Origin of the sequence: Bradyrhizobium sp. ORS 278, assembly GCF_000026145.1 — a bacterium.
In the GTDB taxonomy this organism is placed as follows: Bacteria; Pseudomonadota; Alphaproteobacteria; order Rhizobiales; family Xanthobacteraceae; genus Bradyrhizobium.
In genome coordinates this window covers 7187568-7214465 of the sequence record NC_009445.1, presented here as the reverse complement: position 1 = coordinate 7214465, position 26898 = coordinate 7187568, and the positions used below count along the sequence as shown (strand labels likewise).

Sequence of the window (26898 nt, the reverse complement as noted above, 5' to 3'; positions counted from 1 at the left end):
GGATCGATTGCACGATCAAGAATGACTGATTGAATGATGGGGAGAACGGGTCGTGGCCGAGCGCGCAGTAATCCAATTGCACCACTGGTTTCAACAGGACGTTGGACTCGACAACGAAGTCGCGCAATTTTTGATCGGCGCAGGGCGTTTCGACATCGAGTCGCCTTTCAATACGAGCTTCTTGGCCAACCCCAATGTACTGGCAAACGCGACGGGCACGCCCCGGCATGCCAGTAATCATGCGCCAATTGATAAAGTTCAAAACCAAATCTTGGATGAGTTTGGAAGTTCGCTGAACAAATACGGTATCTCGAACCTCGATCTGATGAATTCTGATCCGGCTAGTTTCACGCGTCTGGACGGCACGGGCAAAATCGTGCCCGATACTGAGATGATCAGCTTTCGCGAAGGGGTGATTGAAAGGGCCGCAAACCTGGCGACTGATCTGCGCGACGTCACGAGGATGGCGGTCGACTCGGGACGTTTGCCGCTCTACCAGATTTCCCCAGCCCACATCGCCGACGTCTACGGTACTCCGGCGGATAGGTCCCCATTTGGAGCGCTGAGACAGAGCGACGAGATTGGTGCCTTTCGCTCACATCTGCAAGACCTGGAGAACGCAGGTGCCGATATACGTTGGGCCTCCTTCAATACCCCAGAAAAAATGTCGACCCTGCTCGATGTTGCTTCCCGGCACAATTTAACCCTCTTTGGCAGTAAGGCGAGCCCCTCGGACCTCAAGGGGCTTTTGGACGTGTTGGCGCCCAGCCAAGGAGCTACACGGATACCGGCTGACTGGCAGCTAAATTTCGAAGCTCCCGCCGACACCGCAACACGCTCTCACAACCAGCCGCCGGAACTGATCCCCGCCGAATCTCCGCTTGTTCCTAACGACAGCCGCGGCGCTTTCGGCGAGCCTCCATTTGCGCCTCTCGATCGTCCTCCCACACTTGGCGAGCCAGCGATGACGGCTAGTCCGCCGCCTTCCAGCGGTCGCGGCGAGCCTGCTCTCGTCGATCCTTCCGGCGATCTGTCGATGCCAAGGATTCAAGGCGGAGATCTGGGAGGCGCTCCCGGTGCGTCGCCGGATGGTCTGCGCCTGGAGCCCGCCGGTGGCGCAGATGCAGCTGCAGCAGCACTGGAGGCCGGAGCCGGCCGGCTGCAAACGTCGTTGGGAGTGGGAGGGTTGGCTGCTTTCACTCTCTACGACGGATACAATCTCATATCGACGGGCAATCAGTACGGCTACACCAGTCCGCAGTTTGGCTCCGCGGCGTCATACTCTATCCCGATGGAAGTGGGACAGTGGGGAGCCTTCACATATGGCGCTGCATCCGCAGGAGCAGAAGTTGGAATCTGGGGGCGTGCAGCGCTAGGGGCAGCGATTGCAGGAGATGCCTTCGGCCCGGTAGGCCTTCTTGCGAGTGGTAGCCAAATTGCCTACGGAGCAGGCCAAGATTGGTCTCAAGGGCAGAGCATTTTCTCACCGAATTCGAATGCTGCTCAAGCATTCGATGCCAACCGGAATGTCATTGGCTACGGGCTCATCGGTGCCGGCGTCGGAACGATATTCGGTTCGCCAGGGCTTGGCACCACCGTGGGTTATGGGCTGGGCTCCGCCATAGATCTGGGTGTATACGCTAACCGGTGGTACAACAATCTGCAGCAGAACGATCCGGCGTCGGCTCGTGCCCTGCGGTTGAATGCCGAGATGGCGAGCTCCGGTACACCCGTCGGCTATTCGGTCGTTTCGAACACATGGGGGGACAGGTCGGTCGTCTCTAGTTTTGATGGTAGTGTCGATCAGACTTTTCGTGCTCCTAATACCTTCGCGCCGTCTGCGGATACGAGCCTCCCTCAGAGCGCGCTGGGCTGGCTCGGTAGCCCGAGCACGACCTATGGGACGGGTACCGAGTACGGCAACCCCTTCGCAAATCCGATCGCCACGAGCGTGGTGACAGGAGGGGTTTCGCCTTGGCTGGCCCTCGGCGTCTGGCCGACGGCGGGGACGTCCTCGTCGGCGATCAACCTCAAGGCAATCGATCTTCGAACTTATGAGTTGACGCTGCCCAACAATGACGCCGGGGTGGTCAACGACAGCACCGATCTGATCTCGAGTGATACCTCCGTCGCGCCCGTCGTGCTCGATCTCACGGGCAAGGGCGTCAACATCACCCAGCTGGGCTCCTCCAACACGTTCGAGGACATGACGGGGAGCGGGCTCAAGAACCGCACCGCGTGGGCCGGCGCCGGCAATGGCGTGCTGGTCTATGACGCAGCCGGCTCCGGCACCATCAGCTCGCCGATGGCGTTCGATTTCACCATGTGGGACGCGACTGCGACCTCGGACATGCAAGCGCTGGAGGACGTGTTCGACACCAATCACGACGGCAAGCTCGATGCCAGCGATGCCACGTGGGGCAAGTTCGGCGTGATGGTGACCAATGCCGACGGCACCACGACCTTCGAGACCTTGAGCCAGCTCGGCATTACTTCGATCAATCTGATCGATAACAATCAGTCGACTGTGCTGCCGGACGGCTCGTCGATCCACGGCGAGACCACCTTCACCAGAGCGGACGGCACCACCGGCACCGCCGCCGACGTCAGCTTCGCCTACGATTCGAACGGCTATCTGGTTCAGAGCACGACGGCGCACAATGCCGACGGTTCGACCACGATCGACAGCAAAGCTCTCAACGCTGACGGCAGCCTTGCCAGCGAAATCATCACCACCACCAGCGCCGACGGACGATCCGTCCGCGTCGCCAAGGACTCCGCCGGCAACGGCGTGATCGACAGTATTCAGACCGATGTCACTGTCGCCAACGCCGACGGCAGCACCACCAAGACGGTCACGGATTTCGACGGTAGCGGCAGCCATATCCTCGACCGCACGGTGACCATCACGAGTGCCGACCTGAAGACAGTCACCATCGAGCGGGATAGGACCGGCAGTGGCATATTCGACCAGGTCGAGGTCGATGCCCGGGATGCGGCCGGTAATCTGACCGTCACGATCTCCGACTTCAATGCGAACGGCTCGCTCAAGGATCGCAACGTCGCGACAACCAGCGTTGACGGCCTGTCGAAGACCTCGCGGATCGATTCCAGCGGCAGCGGCGTGTTCGATCGGATCAAGACCGACGTTACCACAGTCAATTCGGACGGCAGCAGAACCGAGACCGTATCAGATCTGAGTGCCGATGGCTCGCTGGCGAAGAAGGTCGTGACGCAAACCAGCGCCGATCACCTGACCAGGACGATCCAGACCGACAATTCCGGCAGTGGCAGTTTCGATACGATCGAGACCGAAGCGATCGTAATCAATAGCGACGGAAGTACGCTCACCACCCAGAAGATCCTGAATGCCGACGGATCACTGCGCCAGATGCTGGTTACGGCGCTGAGCGCCGACGGACTGTCGAAGACGACCCAGACGGATTCGACCGGCAACGGCACCTTCGATCTTGCGACGTCGGATGTAACGGTCGTCAATGCGGACGGCAGCCGGACCGAGACGGTGACCGACCGCAACGCCGACGGGTCGCTGCGTGATCAATCGATCACGACGCGCAGCCAGGACGGCAAGACGCGGACGGTGCAGATCGACAGCAACGGCGATGGCCACTTCGACTCGGTCGAAACCGTAGCTCCGACCGCAAATGGGTCGAGCGTCGATATGCTGACGCGGTTCAATGCGGACGGGTCGTTGCGGTCGCGCACGGTTACGACCACGAGTGCCGACGGACTTTCGACCAAGACGCAGCAGGACTCGACCGGTACCGTGGATGCCAATGGCAGTCCGATCTTCGACCAGACGAAGGTTGACGTCACGGTGCTGAACGCCGACGGCAGTTCGACCGAGACGGTGAGCGATTTCACTGTCAACGGCACGTTGCTGGACCGGACGGTGACGACCACCAGCGGCAATGGTCTGTCGAAAACGACGCAGCTGGATACGACCGGCGCGGTTGCCGTGAACGGCAATCCTATCTTCGACCTGACCGAGACCGATGTCACGGTGCTGAACGCCGACGGGTCCGCCGTCGAGACGGTCACGGACGTCAACGCCAACGGCTCGCTGGCGTCGAAGACGGTGACGACCACGAGTTCGGACCGGCGCACTACAACGACGCAGATCGATTCGCGGGGCGACGGCACCTTCAACGAGGTCCGGAGCCGGGTCGTGAACGCCAATGGTGACGTGACAGTGGCGGTCGCGGATTATGCCGCTAATGGGGCGCTGCTGGGTGCGACGGTGACCACAACCAGCGCCAATGGACTGTCGAAGACGACGCAGCGGGATACGAGCGGTGCGGCGGATGCGACTGGTAATGCGATTTTCGATCAGACCCGCACCGATGTCACGGTGCTGAACGCGGACGGCAGCAGAACCGAGACATTAAGCGATTTCGGCGCCAATGGTACTCTGCTGGATCGGATGGTAACGACGACCAGCGCCAATGGCCTGTCCAAGACGACACAGCAGGATACGATCGGGGCGGGCAGCTTCAATCTGACCAAAACCGACATCACGGTGCTGAACGCCGATGGCAGTTCGACCGAGACGGCAAGCGATTTCACCGCCAATGGGACGCTGCTCGATCGGACGGTGGTGACCATCAGCGGCAATGGCCTGACGAAGAGGACGCAGAAGGATACGACCGGCACGGTGGACGCGAACGGCAATCCCGTTTTCGACTTGACCGAAACCGATGTCACGATGCTGAACGCCGATGGCAGTTCGACCGAGACGGTTATGGACACCAACGCCAATGGTTCGCTGGCGTCGAAGACGGTGACCACCACGAGTTCGGATCGCCGCACCACGACGACGCGGATCGACGCGCGCGGGAACGGCACCTTCACCGAAGTGCAGACCCGGGTGGTGAATGCCGACGGCAGCGTGGCGTCAACGGTTGCGGATTATGCAGCCAATGGCATGCTGCTGGGCGAGACGGTCGTCACGACCAGCGCCAATGGACTGGCCAAGACGACGCAGCAGGATTCCACCGGTGCCGTGGATGCTAACGGTACTCCCGTTTTTGATCGAACCAAGACCGACGTGGCGGTGCTGAACGCCGACGGCAGTTCGACCGAGACGGTGAGCAATTTCAGTGCCAACGGGGCGTTGCTGGACCGGACGGTGATGACCACCAGCGGCAATGGTCTGTCGAAAACGACCCAGCTGGATACGACCGGTGCGGTGGACGTGAACGGCAATCCCATCTTCGATCTGACCGAGACCGATGTCATCGTGCTGAACGCCGACGGGTCCGCCGTCGAAACTGTCACGGACATCAACGCCGACGGCTCGCTGGCGTCGAAAACGGTGACGACCACCAGTTCGGACCGGCGCACCAGTACGACGCAGATCGACTCGCGAGGCGACGGCACCTTCAACGAGGTGCAGAGCCGGATCGTGAACGCCAACGGCGACGTGACGGAGACGGTCGCGGACTATGCGGCCAACGGCGCGTTGCTGAGCGCGACGGCGACCACGACCAGCGCCAATGGACTTTCGAAGACCACGCAACGGGATTCGACCGGCGCGGCCGATGCGACTGGCCATGCGATTTTCGATCAGACCCGCACCGACGTCACGGTGCTGAATGCGGACGGCAGCAGAACCGAGACGTTAAGCGATTTCAGCGCCAACGGGACGCTGCTGGATCGGACGGTATTGACGACCAGCACCAATGGCCTGTCCAAGACGACGCAGCAGGATGCGATCGGAGCGGGCAGCTTCAATCTGACCAAAACCGATGTCACGGTGCTGAACGCCGACGGCAGTTCGACCGAGACGGTAAGCGATTTCACCGCCAATGGGACGCTGCTCGACCGGACGGTGACGACGATCAGCGGCAATGGCCTGATGAAGACGACGGAGAACGATACGACCGGTGCGGTGGACGCGAACGGGAATCCTATTTTCGACCTGACCAAGACCGATGTTGTCGTGCTGTCCGCCGACGGCAGTACCATTGAGACGGTTACCGAAACCAACGCCAATGGTTCGCTGGCGTCGAAGACGGTCACGACCACGAGTTCGGATCGCCGCACGACGACGACACAGATCGACGCGCGGGGGAACGGCACCTTCACCGAAGTGCAGACCCGGGTGGTGAATGCCGACGGCAGCGTGACGTCGACCGTTGCGGATTATGCGACCGATGGCGTGCTGCTGGGCGAGACGGTCGTCACGGCCAGCGCCAATGGACTTTCCAAGACCACGCAACAGGACTCGACGGGCGCCATCGACGCCAATGGTCAGCCCGTCTTTGACCTCGTGCGGAGCGACGTCACGGCCGGCAATGCCGACGGCAGCCGCACGGAGACGGTGACCGAGACCCATGCCGATGGCTCGCTGAAGGACAGGACCGTTACGACCGTCAGCGCGGACGGCTTGAGCCGCACGACCCGGCAGGATTCTTTTGGTGTCGGAAGTTTCAATTTTAACGAGTATGATGTCGCGGTACTCAGCCAGGACGGTAGCCGAGTCGAGACGGTGACCGACACCCATGCGGACGGCTCGCTGATGGGCCGCCGCGTGATCACCACCAGTGCCGATCGTCTCTCTGTGCTCGCCGTGATCGACGCGACCGGTGATGGTGTGGCATCGCAGACCCAGTCCACGATCGTCAAGGCCGACGGCAGCACCGTGAAGACCGTCACGGATCTCAATGCCGATGGCTCGGTCAGGGACCGCAGCGTCACGACGACCAGCGCCAATGGGCTGGCGTTGACGACGCAAACCGATTCCAACGGCGACGGACAGTTCGACCAGACGCGCAGCGACGTCGTCGTGCTCAACGCCGATGGCAGCCGCACCGAGACGATCACTGATCTCAACGCCGACGGCTCGGTCCAGGATCGCACCGTCACGACCGTCACGGCCAGCGGGCTCGCCGTGACGACGCAAAGCGATCCGACCGGCCATGGCCGGTTCGATCGCACGCGCACCGACGTCACCGTGCTGAATGCCGACGGCAGCCGCACCGAGACCGTTACCGATCTCGCGGCCAATGGCGCGATCCTCGACCGCACCGTCAAGACCGTCAGCGCCAACGGGCTGTCGGTGACGACGTCGTCCGATCCGTCGGGCAGCGGACTTCCGACCACGACGACCGACGTCACCGTGCTCAGTGCCGACGGCAGCCGGACGGAGACGGTCAGCGACCTCGCAGCCAGCGGCGCGCTGCTCGATCGCGTCGTGACGACCGTCTCGGCTTCCGGCGAAACCAGGACCGTGAGCCGCGATGTCGATGGCAATGGTCAGGTCGACCAGACCGAGACGATTCTGATCGGCGCCGATGGCTCAAGGATCGAAACGATCTCGGACTTCAACAGTGACGGCTCGCTGAAGGACCGCGTCATCACCACAACGGCGGCGAACGGGCTGACGACGACGGTTCAGCGCAATCCGACCGGGGCGGGCAGCTTCACCCAGACCGAGACCGATGTCGTCCTGCGCAAGGTGGATGGCAGCCAGGTCGAGACGGTGACCTGCCGGAACGCGGACAGTTCCATCCGCTATCGCACGGTGACCACGACCAGCGCCGACGGCCTGTCGAAGACGACGCAATGGGACGACACCGGCTTTGGCAGCTTCAGCCGGACCCGGACGGACGTCACCATCATCAACGGCGACGGCAGCAAGACGGAGACAGTCACCGATCTGAACGCGGATGGCTCCGTCCACGATCGGGCCGTGACCACCACGAGCGCCGACAGCCGCACGATCTCGGTGCAGCGCGTGGTGAACGGCGCGACATCGACCGAGATCCAGAAGGTCATGGCCGACGGTTCGACCGTGACGACCGTGTCCGATCTCAAAGCCGACGGCACGCCCAGGGACAGGACGGTGACCACGGTGAGCGCCGACGGGCTCACCACCACGGTCCAGCGCGATCCGGCCGGCAGCGGCGGCTTTGCCCAGACCGACACCGACAGCATCGTGCTGAACGCCGATGGGACACGCGTCGAGACCAAGGCGTCGCGCAACGCCGACGGCCTGCTGCGCTACCGCACGGTGACGACGACCAGCGCCGACGGCCTGTCGAAGACGACGCAGTTCGATCTCACCGGCGCCGGCAGCTTTGCTCAGACTCAGACCGACGTCACGGTCCTCAACGCGGACGGTAGCCGCACCGAGACCGTCAGCACATTCAAGGACGGCACGACGCTGCTCAATCGGCGGGTGCAGACCGTCAGCGCCAACGGCCTCAGCACCACCACGCAGTGGGATACGACCGGCTCCGGCACGTTCAACCAGACGGCAACTGACGTCACCGTTCTCAATCGCGACGGCAGCCGCACTGAGACGATCACTGACCTCAACGCCGACGGCACCCCGCAGGCGCAGACGATCATCTCGACGTCGGCCGATGGCCGCACGGTTACGACGCAGACGCGCAAGACCTCCGATTCGCGGTTCGACCAGAATCAGACGGTAGTGACGACCAAGAATGCGGACGGCAGCGCGACGCAGACGGTGACAGACACCACCGACGACGGCAAGCTCAGGGATCGCGCGGTCACCACCACCAGCGCCGACGGGCTCACCGTCACGATTGCGCGCGACTCCAATGGCGACGGCAAGGTCGACCAGACCGAGACCGATGTCACCCAGGCCGACGGCAGCAAGGTCCAGACGATCGAGGACTATGCCGGAAGCAACCTGCTCAACCGCACCGTGATCACCACGAGCTTCGACGGCCTGACCCAGAGCACGCAGCAGGACGAGAACGGCAACAATACGATCAGCCGGACCCGCAGCGATGTCACCGTCATCAATCTCGACGGCAGCAAGACCGAAACCATCATCGATCGCAACAGCGACAACAGCATCCGCCAGCAGGCGGTCGTGACGACGAGCGCCGACGGCCTCAGCACGGTCTCCAAGCTCGATTCGCAGGGCAAAGGCTTCTACGGCCACACCGAGACGATGACGGTGAACGCCGACGGCAGCACGCTCACGGTGGCTCAGGACCGCGACTCCAGCGGCAAGCTGCTGGACGAGACCGACACGATCATCAGCGCGGACCGCCACAGCAAGACGGTCAAGACCGACACCAAGGGAACGGGGTTCTTCAACTCGGTTGCCGTCTCGCAAGCCAACATTGACGGCAGCATCTCGACAACGATCACCGGCTATAAAGACGACAAGAGCGTCAAGGATCGCGCAGTCACGACCTTGAGCGCCGATGGCCGCACCAAGGTCGTTCAAGTCGATTCGAAGAATGCCGGCAGCTACGACCTGACCACGGTCAGTGTGATCGGGATCGACGGCAGCAAGACGGTCACCTCGACCAATGTCAATGGCACAGTCGACCGGCGTTTCTATGATTCCATCGGCAATCTCGACAACGAGACGATCACGGCTGGCAATGGCTCGACGCTGAAGACGGTCTATAAATACGGCATCCCGGTCAGCACCAGCTACACCAATGCCAATGGAAGGGGTGGGCAAGGAACGCCTGGCCTTGGTTCGGCGTACGGGTCGTTCCTCGGCGGCAACTCTCTGGTCGGCGGTATCGCTCGCTCGACATTGGTTGGCGCGCTGAGCCACGCGATCGAGAGTCCCGGCACCGTTATCGATCTCGCAAAGTCGTTTGCTGATGCACTCGACGGTGTATCATCCATAGATCAGGCGATCAGTTCTGCTTCCAACGCGCTCGGCATTAACGCCGGTAGCATCAAAGATGGCGTCAACGGTCTGCTGGCTTCGTTGCTAGTGGCAGAAGCGGCGCAGGCGCTTGGCATCAAGGGATTTGCAGGAACGGTTTTCACGATCACCGGCACGGCGATCACTAAGACTGTCTTAGGCAATCTCGAAAACATTGCGAAGGAAGCGCTCAGCGGATCCGCCACACTTGACGCGTCGACGATAGGCGAACTGTTCAAGAATTTGAATACCCTCGACTTTTTACAAAACCTCGGCAATGCGATTGGCGGGGCTGCCGGTAGTTATATCGGCTCGCAGGTAGTGGCGCCCGAGAATATCGAAGGAGCTATCGGAGCTCAGATCGGGAGTACAATTGGCGGCGACATTGGTCTTTCCATTGGCACGGCCATTGGCGGCCCGATCGGCGGAATTATCGGAGATTTCATCGGCTCCTTCATCGGCGACGTGTTGGGGACGTTCTTCGGCGACCTCTTTGGTCCCGACGGACCGCCGTCCGCGTCCGTCACGCTGGGAGTGCAGAACGGTGTTCTTGGTGTTGTCTCAACCACTCATGACAATGGTGGAGACGCAGCGCCGCTCATGGGAATTGCCGGAGCGGTTGACAACATGGTCGATACGCTCATCGGCCTGACCGGTGCTCAGCTCAGCCTTGTGGCGCCGTCGACGGCGACAGGTTCGACCGCAACACCGCAGGGCGGAGGATTCCTCGGCAGTATGATTGGTGGCGCCGTCGGCGTGTTCGGAAACTCGCCCAACGTGACCTTCTCATTCTCTGGGAACCAGGCCAGCGTTTACATTCCTGGCGTCGGCACGGAGTCTCTGCCGACCTCGGGAGACACGTCGGCGGCTTGGACGAAGGCGGCGCAGGATAGTGTCTGGGCCATCCTCCAGGAGGCGCAGCTGTCGGGTGGCGACCCGATCGTCACGACAGCCTTCGCCGCAGCCCGCGTGCAGGACAGCAACTTCGAGGCGGTCGCCTCGGATCTGCAGGTCGCAAAGGACTACGAGACCTACCTGGACAACACGGCCGCCATCAACCAGCTCATTGCGCAAAATCCGGATTCGGCATTCGCGGCCGGTTGGCTGCTGACCTTGCTCCGTGCAGAGGAACTGGGGCTGACCCAGGTGCCGCGCGAGCAGGGATGGACGTCCAATCTCGTGAGCGGCACCGGAACGGTCGCCGCGGTCGAGAAGGTCTATGAGAACAACGGCATCCTGGTCGAGGAGATCGACTTCAACAAGGATGGTACGCAGACCGACCAGCAGTACTTCAAGAACCTGTCGGTGTCCCTGAGCAACGCCACCCTCCACGATCCGGAGGGAGCGACCTGGTCGATCACGGGCAACAATGACACCGTGACTGCCAAACGTCTGTCCATCGTGAACCTGACGGGCAACAACGATACGGTGACGGTCACGGGATCGAAGGCGACCGTCAATGTTGCCGGCAGCGGGGATGCCGTGACCATCACCGCGGGCACCGTTGCTGCGGCCGATGGCAGCAGCGTCAGCGTCCACGGCAATAATGACGTCATCAGCGGTGGCAAAGGCGCGAGCATTGCCGTGACCGGAACGGCCGAGGCGATCACGCTCGGCGGCAGCACGCTCGTTCTGACCGACGACGGCGTCAACGCGTCCATCGCCGGCACGGGCGGTCAGATCACGGTCGGCAACAACGTGACCATTGATCTCAAGGCCGCCAATAGCGCGCTCACGGCCGGATACGGCTTTTCGACGACGATCGAAGGCGCCGGCGATAGCGTTACGGCTTCGATCCAGGCGCATGTCGTCGCGACCGCCAACAGCGAAGTTGTCTCGGTCGGCGCCTCGTCAAACGTCTTCGTCACTGGAGACGCGGGCAGCATCACGGCCGGGTCGTCGTCCCAGATCTCGCTCAACGGCTCCAACGCGACCATCCTGGCGAAGGATAGCGAGCAGGTCACGATCACCGGCAATAACGACCAAGCCAAAATTGGCGATCAGTCCACGATCACAATCAACGGCTCAAGCGATACGACCACTGCAGGCGCGTTGGCGGTCGTCAACGTCACCGGGAGCGGGGACATCACCAACGCCGGCAGTGGACTGACCCTCGTCGTCAATGGCGACGGCAATACGCAGACCGCAGGCGACGGCGCCACGATGACGATCACCGGTGCCAACGAGACCACGTCGGCCGGCGACAAGTCGACCATCACGCAGAAGGGCGCCAACAGCACCACAATCGCCGGTAAGAGCGCCAAAGTTACAGTGACAGGCGATCAGGGCAAGACCAGCGTCGGCAACGGCTCCAGTGCGACTGTCGCAGGCCTTTCGGAGGTCGTCACAGGCGGAATGCAGTCCGTGCTCGCGGTTTCGGGAGATTCGGCGACCGTCACGGCGGGTGATTTCGCGAGCGTCAGTGTCAGCGGCAATAATGGATCCGTAACCGTTGGAGTTGGCGCATCTGCCATCGTGACGGGCAATCACCAGTCGATCACCGCTGGCGCCAATTCGACCGTTGTGGCTGTCGGCAGTCTCGATACGGTCACCGCGACTGACTTGGGTGTCTCAGTTTCGTTGAGCGGTACGGGCAGCGGTCAGTCGACCGCGAACCTGAACGGTGGTTCGGTTGCCTTGAGTAACGGTACGGCCGTGATCAATGGCAATGGCGACACCATCACGCAGAACGCAAACAGCAACGCGCTCATCGTCGGCACCTCGAATGCCGTCGATGTCCTCGGCGCCGGTAACACGACTGCGATCGGCGGTGGTTCAATCACCGTGGAAGCGGCGGCCAGCACCGTTGCAACCGGCAACAATGATGCTGCGATCGTCAAGTCCAACGGCACGCTGACTCTGACCGGAACCGGAAACTCCATTGATATCGCCGGTTCGGCCGCCAGCGTGACCGCAAGCAACGCAAGCGTTCGCGTCGAAAACGGCGCTGGTGGAACATTGAACGGTGCGTCGGATACCATCGCAGTTGGTAGCAATGCGTCGCTCAATCTCGTCGGGAGCAATTCCAGCGTGACGGTGAGTGGTTCGGGCACCAGCATTGGCGTGACCGGTACCACCGACTCGATTGCGATCAGCAACGGCACCGTTGCACTCGGGGCGGCGTCGAGCATCACCCTGTCGGGGGACGGGAACAAGATCTCGACGAGCGGTCGGGATACGCTGATCGCGAGCGGCAAGAACGACAGTGTTGCAGTGTCCGGCACTGGAAACGTGATCGCAATTTCGAATGCGACCATTGTTCTTGCCGACGGGGCAGATGCCGTGATCGTGGGCTCGAACGACACGATCATCGCCGGCAATAATGCGAGCCTTACGCTCATTGGCAATAATGACGGCCTGACCGTCAATGGTTCGAACGCGACGATCGACCTTGCCGGAAACGGCGACAGCATCACCATGAGCAGTGGCTCCTTGACGCTGGAACCAGGCACGATCGCGGCCGTCACCGGATCCAACAACAACATCCAGCAGGGCAAGGGGTTGACGCAGGGCGACAACGCCATCATCCAGGCAACCGGCAGCAACGGCATCTTCGTCGCCGGCAACAATGCCCATGCGGACGTCACCGGCACCAAGAACGTCGTGGTGGTCGGGGATAACTCGAGCGCAAATGTGTCCGGTGCTTCGAACACGATCGCCGCGGGCAATCAGGCCGTTGTGACGCTCTCCGGCAACGGCAACTCCGTGACGGTCGGCGATTCCGCGAACGTGAACATCACAGGCGCCTCCAACATGCTCGCGGCGGGCGCGAGCCTGACCGTGGACGAGGGCGGCACGCAGAACACCGTGACCGCAACCACCGCCGCGCACGGCGTCCTGAGCGGAACCAACGATCAGCTGACGCTCGGGGCCAATGCCTCCTTGCAGGTCACCGGCAGCAATGACCGCTTCGCGACGGGCGCGTCCTCGTCGGTCGTCGTGACAGGCAGCAACAACCAGGGAACCGTGGGCGATGCTTCGACCGTCGCCGTCAATGGAACTTTGGACGGCATCACGGCAGGCAATAGCGCGACCGTGACAGTCGGTGGTTCTCAGGACACGATCAATACCGGGGCCGGTGCGTGGTTGACGGTCAACGGCAACACCGACACGGTCTATACGGGCGATCATTCGAGCGTCTGGCTCAACGGTGCGCACGACACGCTGGGCTCCTCGAGTGCGGCAGCGGCCTGGATTTCGGTCAACATTGCCGGGTCCTACGATTCGGCCACCGTCGGCGCCAACGCGACCGCGACCGTCTCCGGCACGAATGCTCTCGTGACTGCCGGCGCGACCTCCACTCTCACGCTGGGCGGCAGCGCCAACGACGCGTCTGTCGGAGATTCGGCAAAGATCACCCTCGCCGGCAGCGGCAATATCGTGTCCGGAGGCAAGACGTCATCTGCGTCGGTGACCGGATCCTCGGACAAGCTCACGCTCGGCAGCGCGGCGAACGTCACCGTGCAGGGCAATGGCAACACGTCCACGGTGGGAGATGGCTCCACCGTCGTGGTCTCGGGCTCGCAAGACACCACCACGACGGGTGCGAGCGCAGCGCTTACTGTGAGCGGCTCGGCCGATACGAGCTACGTCGGCAATGGCACATCGACACTGGCGTCGTCGGTCACCATTTCCGGAAGCGGCAATACAACGACAGCAGGAACCTACGCGGCCGTCCAGGTGATCGGCGACTCCAATACGACCACGGCTGGTGCATCGTCGACCCTGGTTGTGAACGGAGCCAAGGACAACGTCACGGCCGGTCAGACCTCGACCATGACGATCAACGGCAACAACGCGACCGTCACGGCCGGATACGGTTCGTCTGCGACCCTGAACGGATCGAATGATCAGATCAGCATGGACTACTCCGCCTGGCTGCAGGTCAATGGCAACTACGATACCAGTACGGTCGGGACCAACTCGACGGTCATCGTCGCCGGCGCTCACGACGGCACGACCACCGGCAGCGGCTCAAATGTGACGTTCGCGACGACAGCAACGGCAGGGCAGGCGTCTGTCAGCGACAACTCGACGGTCACCGCCAATGGCTCCGGCAATACGATCAACGGTGGTAGCGGTGATGTGCTCAAGCTGGTTGGCAACAGCAACGGTGCCACCGTGGGGGCGAGCGCCAGCGTCACCGTCAACGGCAACAGCAATTCGGTTACAGCGGCTGCCAAGGCCTGGATGCTCGTGACCGGTAACTCCAATGCTGAAAGTGTCGGTACGAGTTCCAGCGTCACTGTGAATGGCACCGGAAATCAGACGTGGCTGGGCGACAGCTCGGCAGCGGCCATCAACGGCTCGAGCAACACCACCAGCTACAATGCCGCTGGCAGCAATGAGAACATTAGCGTCGTCGGCAACTCGAATGCGACGTACGCCGGTAATGGTGGAAACATCTACGTTGGCGGCACCGGGAACTCAACGTCGCTGGGTCAAACGCAGTTACTTCAGGTCGTGGGCAGCTCAAATACGACGACGGCCGGACCATCAGCTCAGGCGATCATCAGTGGCAACGGAAACACGACGACAATTGGTGGCGGGTCGAACGTCCAGATTACTGGTCAAGTGAACTCCACCACGATCGGAGACGGCTCGATCATCACCATCACTGGCAACTCGAATAATACTACGACTGGAGCTTACGATCAGATCGCCATCAACTCAGGGAACAATACAACCCACACCGGCTACGGAACAAACGCGACCATCAATGGAAATGGCAATGTGACGACAGTCGGCAACAATTCCGGATTGACGGTGAATGGCGCATCCAACAATTCAGCTGCTGGGACTTCCTCAACTGAAGTTATCAACGGTATCGGAAACTACACCACTTCAGGCGACTTTTCGAGCATGACGTTGAATGGTTCGAGCAACACCGGTGTGACCGGGAACTCTTCCAACGTTTACGTATACGGTTCTGGGGACGCCGGCCATGCCGGAAGCAGTTCGAACCTTTGGCTTTATGGATCAAACAATGCTGGCTACATCGGCAATTCCTCCGTCATGTACCTTGGCTCTGCAACAGCTAGCTATATGGCTCTCGGGAATTCTGATCGTCTCTATCTTTTGGCGGGGGGGTATCTGGCCGCTCATGGCTCGTTCGGTAATGGCGGAGTCGAGATTTTTCCCAATGGCGTAGCTATGAACATAAATTATGCAGCTTGGTGATATTTGATCGACAAGCTGAAGCTTCCGGTATCGCGATCCGTGCGCGCCACCGCGACTGGCCGCGCACCGAGGGCGGGAACTGTCGGCCGTCGTAAAGCTGAACGGCCTGTCTGTCGCACTGCAGGACGAGATCCGTGCGACAGTCGAAATCGCGAAGGCGACGGGGTCCTTGCGTTCGGCTGTGGTTAGGCTACCTGAAGAATTTTCGACCCCAGCTCCTCTCCCACCGCCACGGCCGGCGGCGACTGGGTTTTGATGGCGGAAAGAGGGCCGACTTCAGCGACAGCATCACCGCGCATGGATCGCGGTTGGAGACCTCAGTTCGAGCCTGCCTCGGCAAAGATGGTCTCGAGGTGCGCCAGCAGGCCGGCGCGCGCGCTCAATGGGCCGCGTGCGCCGATATAGGTATCGGGTCGCAGGAGGTAGAACACCGGCGTCGTGACGCCGTAGCGCTCATGCGCAAGATGCAGCGTGTCGAGCAAGATATGGTCGGATCCGCCTGCGCTCTCGGGCGCGATCTTGTCGGCGACGATCACATAGGGCGTCATCAGCTTGCCGAAGCGGCCGGTCACATCGGCAGACAATGCGAACGCCTCGTCGAGGGCCATGTCGTCGCGGCCGCCGAAGATCAACAGCGTCCAGCCTGGCGAGCGGGTCAGACGGTTGATCGTGACCGTGCTCTTGTCCGAGGCCCGGACCATCGTGGTATCGAGAACGCGCTCGCCGGGTCTGGGTCCCGTCGCGCCACCGAGATCGAGATTGAGCGGCGATGAGGGATAGAAGATCTTCAGCTCCTCGAGCGTATTGCGCATGAAGTCCTGGACCCGCTCGTTGCGGATCAGGAAAGGGCCGAACAGGCGGGCGGCGTGCTGGCGCGCCTCACTCGGGTGCAGGATCCCCGTGTAGGCGAGATTCGTGCCCTTGATCAGGCTTTCCGCCACGGGGTGGCGCTCGGCGTGATAACTCTCAAGCACGGACGGCTTCAGTTCGCCCTTTGCGACACCGGCCAGTTTCCAACCGAGATTGAACGCATCCTGGATGCCCGTGTTCATGCCCTGGCCGCCGATCGGCACATGCACATGTCCCGCGTCGCCGGCGATGAAGGCCCGGCCCTGGCTGAAATGATTGGCATAGCGGTGCGACGTCCGATAGCGGGCGAGCCAGATCGGATCAGACAGCTCGCACGCGAAGCCCGAGAGCTCGGTCAAATGGTGGCGGATGTCCTCGAGCGTCGGCTCCTCGGTCGTGGACTCGACCGCACCGAGCTGGGCTGCGGCTTCCTTCGCTCCAGCCGCGTTGGGAGTGTCGGGCAGCGAAATGAATATCCGGACGACGTCGTTCGGAAACTCGATCACCATCATGTAACCGACAGCGGTCAGGAACAGATAGGATCTGCCTTTCGGCAACGCCCACCTGATGCGGCAGTCGGCCTGGATGAACTGCTCGCCGGTGTAACGGTCGCCCTCGAACGTGAAGTTGAGCGACCGACGCACGAGGCTGTTGGACCCTTCGCAACCGCAGATGTAACGGGAGCGAACGATGTCTTCACGTGTGCTGTGCGTGACAGGATCCGTCACCTTCAATGTCGTGGTCACGCCATCGGGCGTCATCTCGAACGACATCGCCTCGGTGTTCCACTGCACGTCGACGCCGCCTGCGTTCAAGAGGTCGAGAAGCGCGTGTTGGGTCTTGTTTTGCCCGATGATGAGCGGATGCTTGTAGTCGCTGTCGATGTCGTCGAGATCCCAGGAGCCGATGTGCTTGCCATAGGCGTGCACGACCACTTCGGTCAATGGTTGCGCCTCGCTGACGAGCCGGGACGCGACGCCGACCTTGTCCAGCACCTCCTGCGTGCGCACATGCAGGATCATCGCTTTCGAAACTTCTCGGATGGACGGTGCCCTGTCGACGATGCGGGGCTTGATCCCGTGGCGGACCAGTTCGTTGCCGAGCGTCGTCCCGACGGGTCCCGCGCCCAGCACCAGAACGTCAGTGTCGAAGTCCATGCTCTCGGCTCCTCTCGGCAGCGATCGCCGTCGCGGTCCTGTCGTCACGTCCCCGGTGGCCCGGCTGAGCGACGTCTGGCCGAGCGCGGCCGTCCGCTCGCCATCGACGAGCCCCACAAGCCATTATGAACACGAAAGAATTCGGTTTCTCTCCGCGACGGGACGAATGGTAGGCTGGCGCCCGTTCTGATACAATACGGCAAAACTGAACTTATTGACCCGAATACGCAAACAATGATTCAGCTCACCGACGTGCGCGTTTTTCTGGAAGTCGTGAGCGCCGGAAGCTTCACGACGGCGGCTCGGACTCTGAAAATTCCGAAGTCGAGCGTGGCGCGCCAGATCGCGCGCCTGGAGGACGACATTGGCGTCATGCTGCTGGCGAGAACCACACGAACGCTCGAATTGACCGACCATGGCCGAACCTTCCTGCCATATGCGAGGCGGTTGCTCGACGATGGCATCGAGGCGAGCAACGTCATTCGCAGTCATCGGGACGGGGCAAGCGGGCTGCTCACCGTGACAGCGTCGAGCACGTTCGGCCGCATGTTCCTCGCGCCGCACCTGTCCACGTTTCGCAAGCAGCATCCGAACATTCGCGTTGATCTGAAGCTGACGGCAACGAAACTGGTGATTGGTGTGGGCCAGGCGGATATCGCGATCCGGCTGGGCCCGATCGTCGATCCCAATCTCGGCGTGCAGAGCTTCGGCAGAATGGAATTCTGCCTCGTTGCGGCGCCGGCCTACATGAAAGGCCGCCCCTCCGTGACGAAGCCGATGGACCTCGCCAGACACGAGCTGATCGAGCTGCGGCCGCCGGCCAGCGACAATCAGCTCGAGCTCCACAAGGACGGCAAACTGCAATGCGTCCGCTGCGTGCCGGCCATGGTCATCGACGATCCCGACACGGCAAAGGTCGTTTGCCTGACGGCCGGCGGGATCGCGACCGTGCCGACATTTCTGGTGGCCAATGAAATCCGAGATGCAACCCTGGTGAGGATACTGCCGGACTGGACGCTGGCTCCCGCTCCGATCAGCGTGGTCTATGCAAAGCAGATCGCTCCAAGCCTCCGCGTCCGCGCCTATCTCGAGTTTCTCGCGTCGACGATCGGACAAACACGACCATGGGAAGTCGAGTTGACGCCGCCGAAAGTCAAGCGAAGCTCGAGCTGAACCCCGGCGAAACGGCGTCCAGTTGCCAATGTAAGCGCGTGATGGGCCACGTTTGGCGAGGATGTTCGCCTGGCCTTGCAGGTTCGCCGGCAGCTTGGCCCCCGTCGTTCGCCTCTGGCGCTTCCGTCGCCGACTCGATGGGGCGACGAAAGAAAGACATGGGGCTTGATCAGAGGGCTTGATCAGAATCGAAGGAGGCGAGGCTCCAGGGAACCTTTCCTCCTGCGCGCGCATCCTCTCCGCCAGCCGTCGAGACCCCTTATCATGCCGCCTGCCGCCGCCTTCCGTATTTGTTAAGATCGCATCCGTAGTGTCCCGGAGGTAACCTGGGAGATCGATGATGGCTGGGGCCTGCGCGGGCTGCGCTGACGGAACCGAATTGCCGTTTGCGTTCAAGATGGCGTTTCAGCCGATCGTCGATGTCGGCGCGCATCGGATCTGGGGTTATGAGGCGCTGGTGCGCGGTCCCAACGGCGAGGGCGCGCACAGCGTGCTGTCGCAGCTGACCGAGGCGCAGCTCTACCGCTTCGACCAGTCGGCGCGCGTGCTGGCGATCGAGACCGCCGGTCGCCTGTTCACCGACGCCAGCGCGCGGCTGTCGATCAATTTCATGCCCAACGCGGTCTACGAGCCGCGCGCCTGCATCCAGAAGTCGCTCGCGGCGGCGAAGCGCGCCAGCTTCCCGCCGCAAAACCTGATGTTCGAGTTCACCGAGAACGAGCGCATGGCGAGCCCCGACCATGTCGAGCGCATCGTCAAGAGCTACAAGGAGCTCGGCTTCTGGACCGCGCTCGACGATTTCGGCGCCGGCTATGCCGGCCTCAATCTCCTGGCCCGACTGCAGCCGAATTTGATCAAGATCGACATGGAGCTGCTGCGCGACATTCACCGCGACTACGCCAAGCAGGTCATCGTGGCGGGGGTCGCGGCGATGGCGCGGCAACTCGACATCGCGGTGCTGGCCGAGGGTGTCGAGAGCGAGGCCGAGTTCGCTGTGCTCCGCTCGGCCGGCATCAACCTGTTCCAGGGCTACTTCTTCGCCAAGCCGGCCCTGATGGCGCTGCCCGAGGTGGCCTGGCTCGCCGAACCCGCGCGCGATCGGGCGGTCGGCTGATCGGTCCGCCGTCCTCAGACATCCTTCGCGCTGTCGCCGGCCGTCACCTCATACTCCGCGCCCGTCACCATCGCCGCCGCAACGGACGCGAGGAACACCGCGGCCGGCGAGATGTCGTCCGGCTGCAGCCAGCCGACCTTGAGCGCAACCGTCGGCGCACGGGCGTCCCAGGCCTGCTGCGGCGTCGGCTGCGCCGGCGCCTCGCGGCCGGTCTCGCGGATCGCCTCGCTGAGCCTGGTGTCGTAGCGCGTCAGCGCGGTGTCGACGAGGCCGGGGATCAGCGCGTTCACGGTGATGTTGTGCTGACCGAGCTCGAGCGCGGCTGATTTCATCAGCCCGAGGATGCCCCATTTCGACGCCGAATAGCTCGCCGCGTCCCTGGTACCGTGCTTGCCCTGCATCGACGACAGCACGATGATACGGCCGCTCTTGCGCGCCACCATCTTCGGTGCGAAGGCGCGGATGGTGTTCGCGGTGCCGTTGAGATTGTTGTCGATCACGTCGCGCCAGTCGGCATCCTCCATCTCCAGGAGCGGCTTCCAGCGCTGGATCGCGGCATCGGCGACGACGATGTCGATCTTGCCGTAGGTCTGCTCGACGTGATCGGCGGCCGCACGCAAGGCGGCGATGTCGCGGATGTCGGCGCGGATGCTTTCGCCGCGCCGGCCATAGGCCATGATCTGGCGCACCGTCTCGGCGAGGTCCTCCGGCGTGGCCGGCACCGCGTTGGACGCGGTCGAGACCGGCCCGGCGATATCAAGCGCCACGACATCGGCTCCGTTGGCCGCCATCTCCACCGCGATCGACCGCCCGATGCCGCGCGCCGCGCCGGTCACCACGGCGACCTTGCCGGTCAGGGCCGAGCCGCGCCCGGGACGGATCGGCCCGGCACTCTTCTCCGGCGGCGGCTCCGGCACCGACTGGCCGTGCAGTTCGCGCGCACCGGTGTCGGAGCGGCCGTCCTGGCTGATGTTCGCGCCGGTCTGCGCGGATGCCTGGTTGAGCACGGCGAAGGCGGTCGCGGCGGCCGTACCCTTGAGGAGGCCGCGGCGGAAGATGTTGTAGGCGGGCATGGCGCGGCTCTCCTTGAGACGGTCGCTGACAACCGTCGCCCCGCACCGCCGTTCCAGAAATCGGGTCGGCTTGCCCGTTGCGGCGCTTGATCCTCCATCACCGGTAGGGGGCAATTCCGAAACAGCGGGGCTGCCGCGGCGCGAATGCATTAAAAGAAGCCATCGCGTCGCGTTCCTCGCGCCCTCTCTGCAATGCCCACGTCCGCCGCATGCCGCCCGTCATCGCCGATCCCTCCATCCTGCGCGTCCTGGTCGTGCTGGCCGTCACCCAGCTGATCGCCTGGGGCACGCTCAGCCTGCCGGCGGTGATCGGCCGGGCCATGGCGGCGGATCTGGAGATGGACCTCACGGCGATCTTCGCCAGCACGACGGTGCTGTATATGTCGATGGGGCTGTGCTCGCCGCTGCTGGCGCGGCCGTTCGTCAAGCAGGGCGGCCGCCGCGTCATGATCGCCGGCACGGTGCTGGCGGCGCCGGGCTACGCGCTGCTGTCGGTCGCGCAGGGGCCGCTCACTTATTACGCGGCTTGGCTGCTGCTCGGCATCGCCGGCAGCGCGACGCTCTCGACCGCGTCCTACATCGTGCTCAATGAGATCGCAGGCCGGCGCGCGGGCCGGGCGATCGGCGCGCTGATGCTTGTCACCGGACTGTCGAGCAGCATCTTCTGGCCGGTCACCTCGGCGCTGTCGGCGCATATCGGCTGGCGCAGCACCTGCCTCGTCTACGCCGGCCTCCTGCTCCTGGTGTCGCTGCCGCTGTTCGTGTTCCTGCTGCCGCGCCGCGTCCACGATCATCTGCCGCCCGACTCCGGCGCAGCCGCACCTGTCGCTGCCACGCCGCCCGCGCGCAGCACGTTCTATCTGCTGGTCGGTGCCTCCGGCCTCAACGCCTTCGTCGCGTTCGGCATGGGCGCCGTGCTGATCGAGCTGCTGAAGGCCGAGGGCCTGTCGCCGGCCGAGGCGATCGGCTTCGGCTCGATGCTCGGCATCATCCAGATCAGCGCCCGAATCGTCGACTTCCTCGGTGGCGGCCGCTGGGACGGCATCACCACCGCGATCGTCGCCGGGCTGGCGCTGCCGGCGGCAATGCCGCTCTTGATGCTGAGCCATGGCTCGCATGTCGCGATCGCGCTGTTCATGCTGATCTACGGTCTCGGGACCGGCGCGCTCGCCGTGGCGCGCGCGACCATGCCGCTGGTGTTCTACGACAAGGCGGCGTTCGCCAGGGCCTCGGCGCAGATCGGCCTGCCGATGAACGCGCTGTCGGCGGTGTCGGCCCCGATCCTGGTCGAGCTCCTGACCCGCTACGGCAGCAACGCGCCGCTGGCGCTGAGCCTGGTATGCTCGTGCGCCGCCGTGGCCATGCTGCTGCTGTTGCGGCAGCGCCGGCCGGCGCCTGCGGCGCTGTCTTCTGCGGGCTGAGTCGCCCGTCGGGCAGGCCACGCACACGACCGGCGCGTGCGAAAGGGGGCAATCCCCCGGCGCCGGACGACGAAGTTTGCCCGATCTATCAACGGCCTTGGCACGCCCGCCTGGGGGTGCGCAAACTTTGCTCTTTCTCTTTTCCAGAATCTATTGTTCTTTGTTCCAGTCTCGCTTCATCGACGAGGGACGCTGCGCATCGTCAGGAGCGTTGAGGCGGGATGCGATGGACGTGCTGACGCCGACTGACGAGTGGCGGCGGCACGGACGGCGAAGTCGCGCGGTCCTGATACCCCGAAGCTGGTATCCCCGCGGCAGCGCGCGGAGCGTGCTGTTGCGCACGGTGGCCAACAAGCCGGTGCACCGAGGAGAACGCGTATAAGCCGTAAACCATTGCGCAGGGAAGGCCGGGTCAATCCGGCTGAACCTGTGGTTCCTGCCCCGTGCATTTCTTGTCGCACGGGGGCCGCAGGAATCAGCCGAGGCCTGGTCTTCCCTGCGCCCTCGATCCGGAGGGCTTGATTGCACAAAGCTCGGGCGCTCCATGCGTCGCGGCGACGCGGAACCGTGGGCTATGAAAGTCCTGTGCTGAGTTCCGGCGACTGACACGCCGGTGTGTCAAGTCCACCACACGATGTGAACTTTGTGCGGGTTGTGCTTGTGCTTGGTTTCGCGCGATCGGATCGGCGCCCGCGCGGGACTAATTAGTTCGTCTATGCGGTGCACGGATAGCAAACCATTAATGTGAGCTTGGTATCGTGCACATAGTCCGTGCAATGAGAATCAGAAATGCGACACCTGACCGTCTATCAGCGCCTCGCGGCGATCATCGCCGTGATGTCGATCGCACTGTTCGCCGTCTCCGCCATGCAGATCGTGATGCTGCGTGGAACGGTCATCGAGGAGCGGCAGACCATGGTCCGCAACCTCGTCGACTCCGCCGTCAAGGTGCTGAACTACTATGACGCCGCGGCGACGGCCGGAAAGGTTCCGGCGGAGCAGGCCCGGCAGCAGGCCTTCGCCGCGATCGGCGCGATGCGCTGGGGGCCGTATTCGGACTATCTCGGCATCTACGGAACCAGCGCGTCGGATGCCGGCGTGACCTACGTCCACGCCAACCCGAAATACATCAACGTCAATCGCTGGGACTACAGGGATTCGACCGGCAAGCTCCTGATCCAGGACATCGTACGCGCGGCGCGCGCCGGCGGCGGCTTCGTCGAATACAAGGTGCCGCGCGCGGGCGGAACCGACGAGCTGCCGAAGATGTCCTATGTCGGCGCCTATGGCAGTGGCGACAAGATGCTGGCGATCCAGGCCGGCGTCTATGTCGACGACATCGATGCGGTGGTCTATCAGCGCGCGCTGTGGGCCGGCATGGGCGGCCTCGCGGGCCTGATCGTGGCCGGCATCATTGCGTTCTGGCTCGGCCGCGGCATCGTTGCGCCCTTGGATCGGACCTGCACCGTCATGGACGAGCTGACCCGCGGCAATCTCAATTTCGAGGTACCGTTCACCGACCGCCGCAACGAGATCGGCCGGATGGCGCGCAGCCTGCAGATCTTCAAGGATCATCTGGCCGAGAGCGAGCGTATGAGGGCCGAGCAGGAGCAATCCAAGCAGCAGGCCGCGGAGGAGCGCCGCACCGTGCTGGCGCGGATCGCCGACGAGTTCGAGCGCTCGATCGGCGGCGTCATCCAGACCACCGCGAGCGCGGCCGGCGAGTTGCAGACCTCGGCACAGTCGATGTCGAGCATCGTCTCCGGCACCACCGATCAGAGCGCGAAGGTGGCCGCGGCCGCCGAGCAGACCGCCAAGAACGTGCAGACCGTGTCGGCCTCGGCCGAGCAGTTGTCGTCGTCGATCCAGGAGATCGCCAAGCAGGTGACGCAGTCGTCGTCGATCGCGCAGAACGCCGTGGATCAGGCGAGCAAGACGGAGTCGATGGTCGAGAAGCTGGTGCACGCCACGCAGAAGATCGGTGAGGTCATGGCGCTGATTCAGACGATCGCCGGTCAGACCAACCTGCTGGCGCTCAACGCCACGATCGAATCGGCGCGCGCCGGCGAAGCCGGCAAGGGTTTTGCGGTCGTCGCCAACGAGGTCAAGGCGCTGTCGGCGCAGACCGCCAAGGCGACCGAGGAGATCACCAGCCAGATCGAGGCGATCCGCGATGCCACCGGCGCGACGGTGACCGCGATCCGCGACATCGGCGCGACCATCGGTCAGATGAACGAGATCACCGATGCGATCGCGGCGGCTGTCGAGGAGCAGGGCGCCGCGACCAAGGAGATCGCGCGCAGCGTGCAGCAGGCGGCGCAGGGCACACAGGGCGTCATGCAGCACATCGTCGGCGTGCGCGAGGCCTCCGGCCAGGTCGGCGCCGCGGCGGCGCAGGTGCTGAGCGCGGCCTCTCAACTCGGCAGCCAGTCGGATCAGCTGAAGAGCCAGACCGGACGCTTCCTCGGCAACGTCCGCGCGGCCTGAGGCGGCGCGGCGGATGGTGATCGCTCACCCTCCGCCGATGTCGACGAGACGATCGAGCAGAGCGGCCTGCGCCGGATTGATGCGGGCCCTCGCCTCGGCGAGGTCGAGCCACGCGGCGCGGTCGACTTCCGGAAAGCGCTGCATTCGACCGCTGCGCGGCGGCCATTCGAGCTCGAACGTGTTGCTGGTGATCGCGCTGGCATCGAGATCAATCTCGGCGGCAAACGCCTTGACCACCTTGCCGCCGCGCTGCCTGATCTCGCCGAGCGGGACGAGCGGCGCGGTCAGCTCAGTGCCGAGCTCCTCGGCGAATTCGCGCCGCGCCACCGCCTCGGCGGCTTCGCCGGCGCCGAACTCGCCTTTCGGAATCGACCAGGCGCCGAGATCCTTGTTGCGCCAGAACGGCCCGCCCGGATGCACCAGCAGCACCTCGAGCACGCCGCCCCGACGGCGGAAGGCGAGCACGCCCGCGCTGCGCGCCGGCATGCGCTCACGCCTCGCCGGTGCGTTGGATCAGGTCGCGCTCCCAGCCGAACACCGAACGGCCGTCGAGCTCGGGCGAGGCGGCCCGCTCGGTGGCGATGAAGGCGTCGAGCGAGGGGCCGGTCGCCGTGCGCTCCAGCCGCCGCGCCTGGTCGTCGAGCCGCTTCAGCGCCGCCATGGCCTCGTCGCGGCCAAGCTTGGCGTTGCCGACCGCGGATTTGAGCACGCGGATGGTCTCGTCATAGACCTTGATGGGCACGGGGTAGGGATGCCGATCCTTGCCGCCATGCGCCAGCGAGAAACGCGCCGGATCGGTGAAGCGATACGGCGCGCCATGCACGACCTCGGCGACCATCGCGAGCGAGCGCACGGTGCGGGCGCCGACGCCCGGTGTCAGCAGCAGCTCGGGGAAATCGACCGGCCCGCGCTCGGCCGCGGCGGCGAGCGTGCCGTGGAGGCGACGGGCGAACACGTCCTTTGGTCTGACGTCGTGATGATCCGGCATGATCAGATGCGGCAGCAGCGCCTGCGCCGGTTCCGGCGCGCTCAGCCGCTCGAACTCGGTGACGAGGCGGTCGGGGCCGAGCTCGGTCAGCAGCTCGAGCTGCGCGCTCCGCGACGGTGCGGCCCGCTTGTCGGTGAGATTGACGATCTCGCCCTGGGCCGGCCCATCGATCGCGCTGTGCGGCGCGTCGACGAAGTCGGCGATGTCGGGCGAATGCCAGTGATAGCGCCGGGCCTGGCGCGCCTCGCCATTCATGCCCTGCTGCACGACGGTCCATTTGCCGTCGGCGGTGACGAAGAAGCCATGCAGATAGAGGTCGAAGCCGTCCTGCACCGCGGCGCTGTCGACCTTGGCGACCAGCTTGCTGGTGCGCACCAGACCCTCGCCGTCGAGGCCGAGCCGGTCGCTGAGCAGGCGCAGTTCGTCGGGAGTCTTGCGCGAATGCTCGCCGCGGCCGCCGCAGACATAGATACCGAGCTCGCCGGACAGCGGCTTCAGCCCGCGCTTCAGCGCGCCGATCACGCTGGTGGTGATGCCCGAGGAATGCCAGTCCATGCCCATCACGGCGCCGAACGACTGGAACCAGAACGGATGCGACAGCCGCGCCAAAAATTCGTCGCGGCCGTAATGGTGCACGATGGCCTGCGTGATGATGGCGCCGAGCGCGGACATGCGCGTGCCGAGCCAGGCCGGGACGCGCCCGGAATGGAGCGGGAGATCGGCGCTGCCGGTGCGACGGGCCATGGAATCCTTGCGTTCGGGAACCGCCGCGCCAATGTATCAGAC

At 63.6% G+C, this 26898-nt stretch carries 9 protein-coding genes; 5 read left to right on the top strand and 4 right to left on the bottom strand.

Features of this window, described 5'->3' with window-relative positions; all coding sequences use genetic code 11:
* Positions 1–52: 52 nt before the first annotated feature.
* Positions 53–15850, top strand: coding sequence for an S-layer family protein (locus tag BRADO_RS32165; RefSeq protein ID WP_012030377.1), 15798 nt, complete (start codon positions 53–55; stop codon positions 15848–15850).
* Between the two features lie 317 nt (positions 15851–16167).
* On the opposite strand, the gene BRADO_RS32160 is transcribed toward BRADO_RS32165, so the two are convergent.
* Positions 16168–17856 carry an FAD-dependent monooxygenase gene (locus tag BRADO_RS32160; protein WP_012030376.1) on the bottom strand — a complete coding sequence of 563 codons (1689 nt, stop codon included), beginning with the start codon at positions 17854–17856 and terminating at the stop codon, positions 16168–16170.
* 234 nt (positions 17857–18090) lie between these two features.
* On the opposite strand from BRADO_RS32160, the gene BRADO_RS32155 reads away from it, so the two are divergent.
* Positions 18091–19029 (top strand): LysR family transcriptional regulator, encoded by a 939-nt coding sequence (locus BRADO_RS32155; RefSeq protein WP_012030375.1) that lies wholly within the window; start codon positions 18091–18093, stop codon positions 19027–19029.
* Positions 19030–19369: 340 nt separating this feature from the next.
* Complete coding sequence (locus BRADO_RS32150; RefSeq protein ID WP_041757911.1) at positions 19370–20143, top strand: EAL domain-containing protein; 774 nt, start codon at positions 19370–19372, stop codon at positions 20141–20143.
* Positions 20144–20157: 14 nt separating this feature from the next.
* On the opposite strand, the gene BRADO_RS32145 is transcribed toward BRADO_RS32150, so the two are convergent.
* Complete coding sequence (locus BRADO_RS32145; RefSeq protein ID WP_012030373.1) at positions 20158–21216, bottom strand: SDR family NAD(P)-dependent oxidoreductase; 1059 nt, start codon at positions 21214–21216, stop codon at positions 20158–20160.
* A 209-nt stretch (positions 21217–21425) separates the two neighbouring features.
* On the opposite strand from BRADO_RS32145, the gene BRADO_RS32140 reads away from it, so the two are divergent.
* Together BRADO_RS32140 and BRADO_RS32135 are read left to right on the top strand one after the other, a co-directional pair.
* Positions 21426–22637, top strand: coding sequence for an MFS transporter (locus BRADO_RS32140; RefSeq protein WP_012030372.1), 1212 nt, complete (start codon positions 21426–21428; stop codon positions 22635–22637).
* 789 nt (positions 22638–23426) lie between these two features.
* Positions 23427–25124: a methyl-accepting chemotaxis protein gene (locus BRADO_RS32135; protein WP_012030371.1), complete on the top strand. Its 1698-nt coding sequence runs from the start codon at positions 23427–23429 to the stop codon at positions 25122–25124.
* 24 nt (positions 25125–25148) lie between these two features.
* Here BRADO_RS32135 and BRADO_RS32130 read toward each other — a convergent pair whose 3' ends face one another.
* Both BRADO_RS32130 and BRADO_RS32125 read right to left on the bottom strand, forming a co-directional pair.
* The gene (locus tag BRADO_RS32130; RefSeq protein ID WP_012030370.1) at positions 25149–25610 is read right to left on the bottom strand and encodes an NUDIX domain-containing protein; all 462 of its coding nucleotides are present in this window, start codon (positions 25608–25610) and stop codon (positions 25149–25151) included.
* 4 nt (positions 25611–25614) lie between these two features.
* Positions 25615–26856 carry a DUF763 domain-containing protein gene (locus BRADO_RS32125; RefSeq protein ID WP_012030369.1) on the bottom strand — a complete coding sequence of 414 codons (1242 nt, stop codon included), beginning with the start codon at positions 26854–26856 and terminating at the stop codon, positions 25615–25617.
* Positions 26857–26898 lie beyond the last annotated feature (42 nt).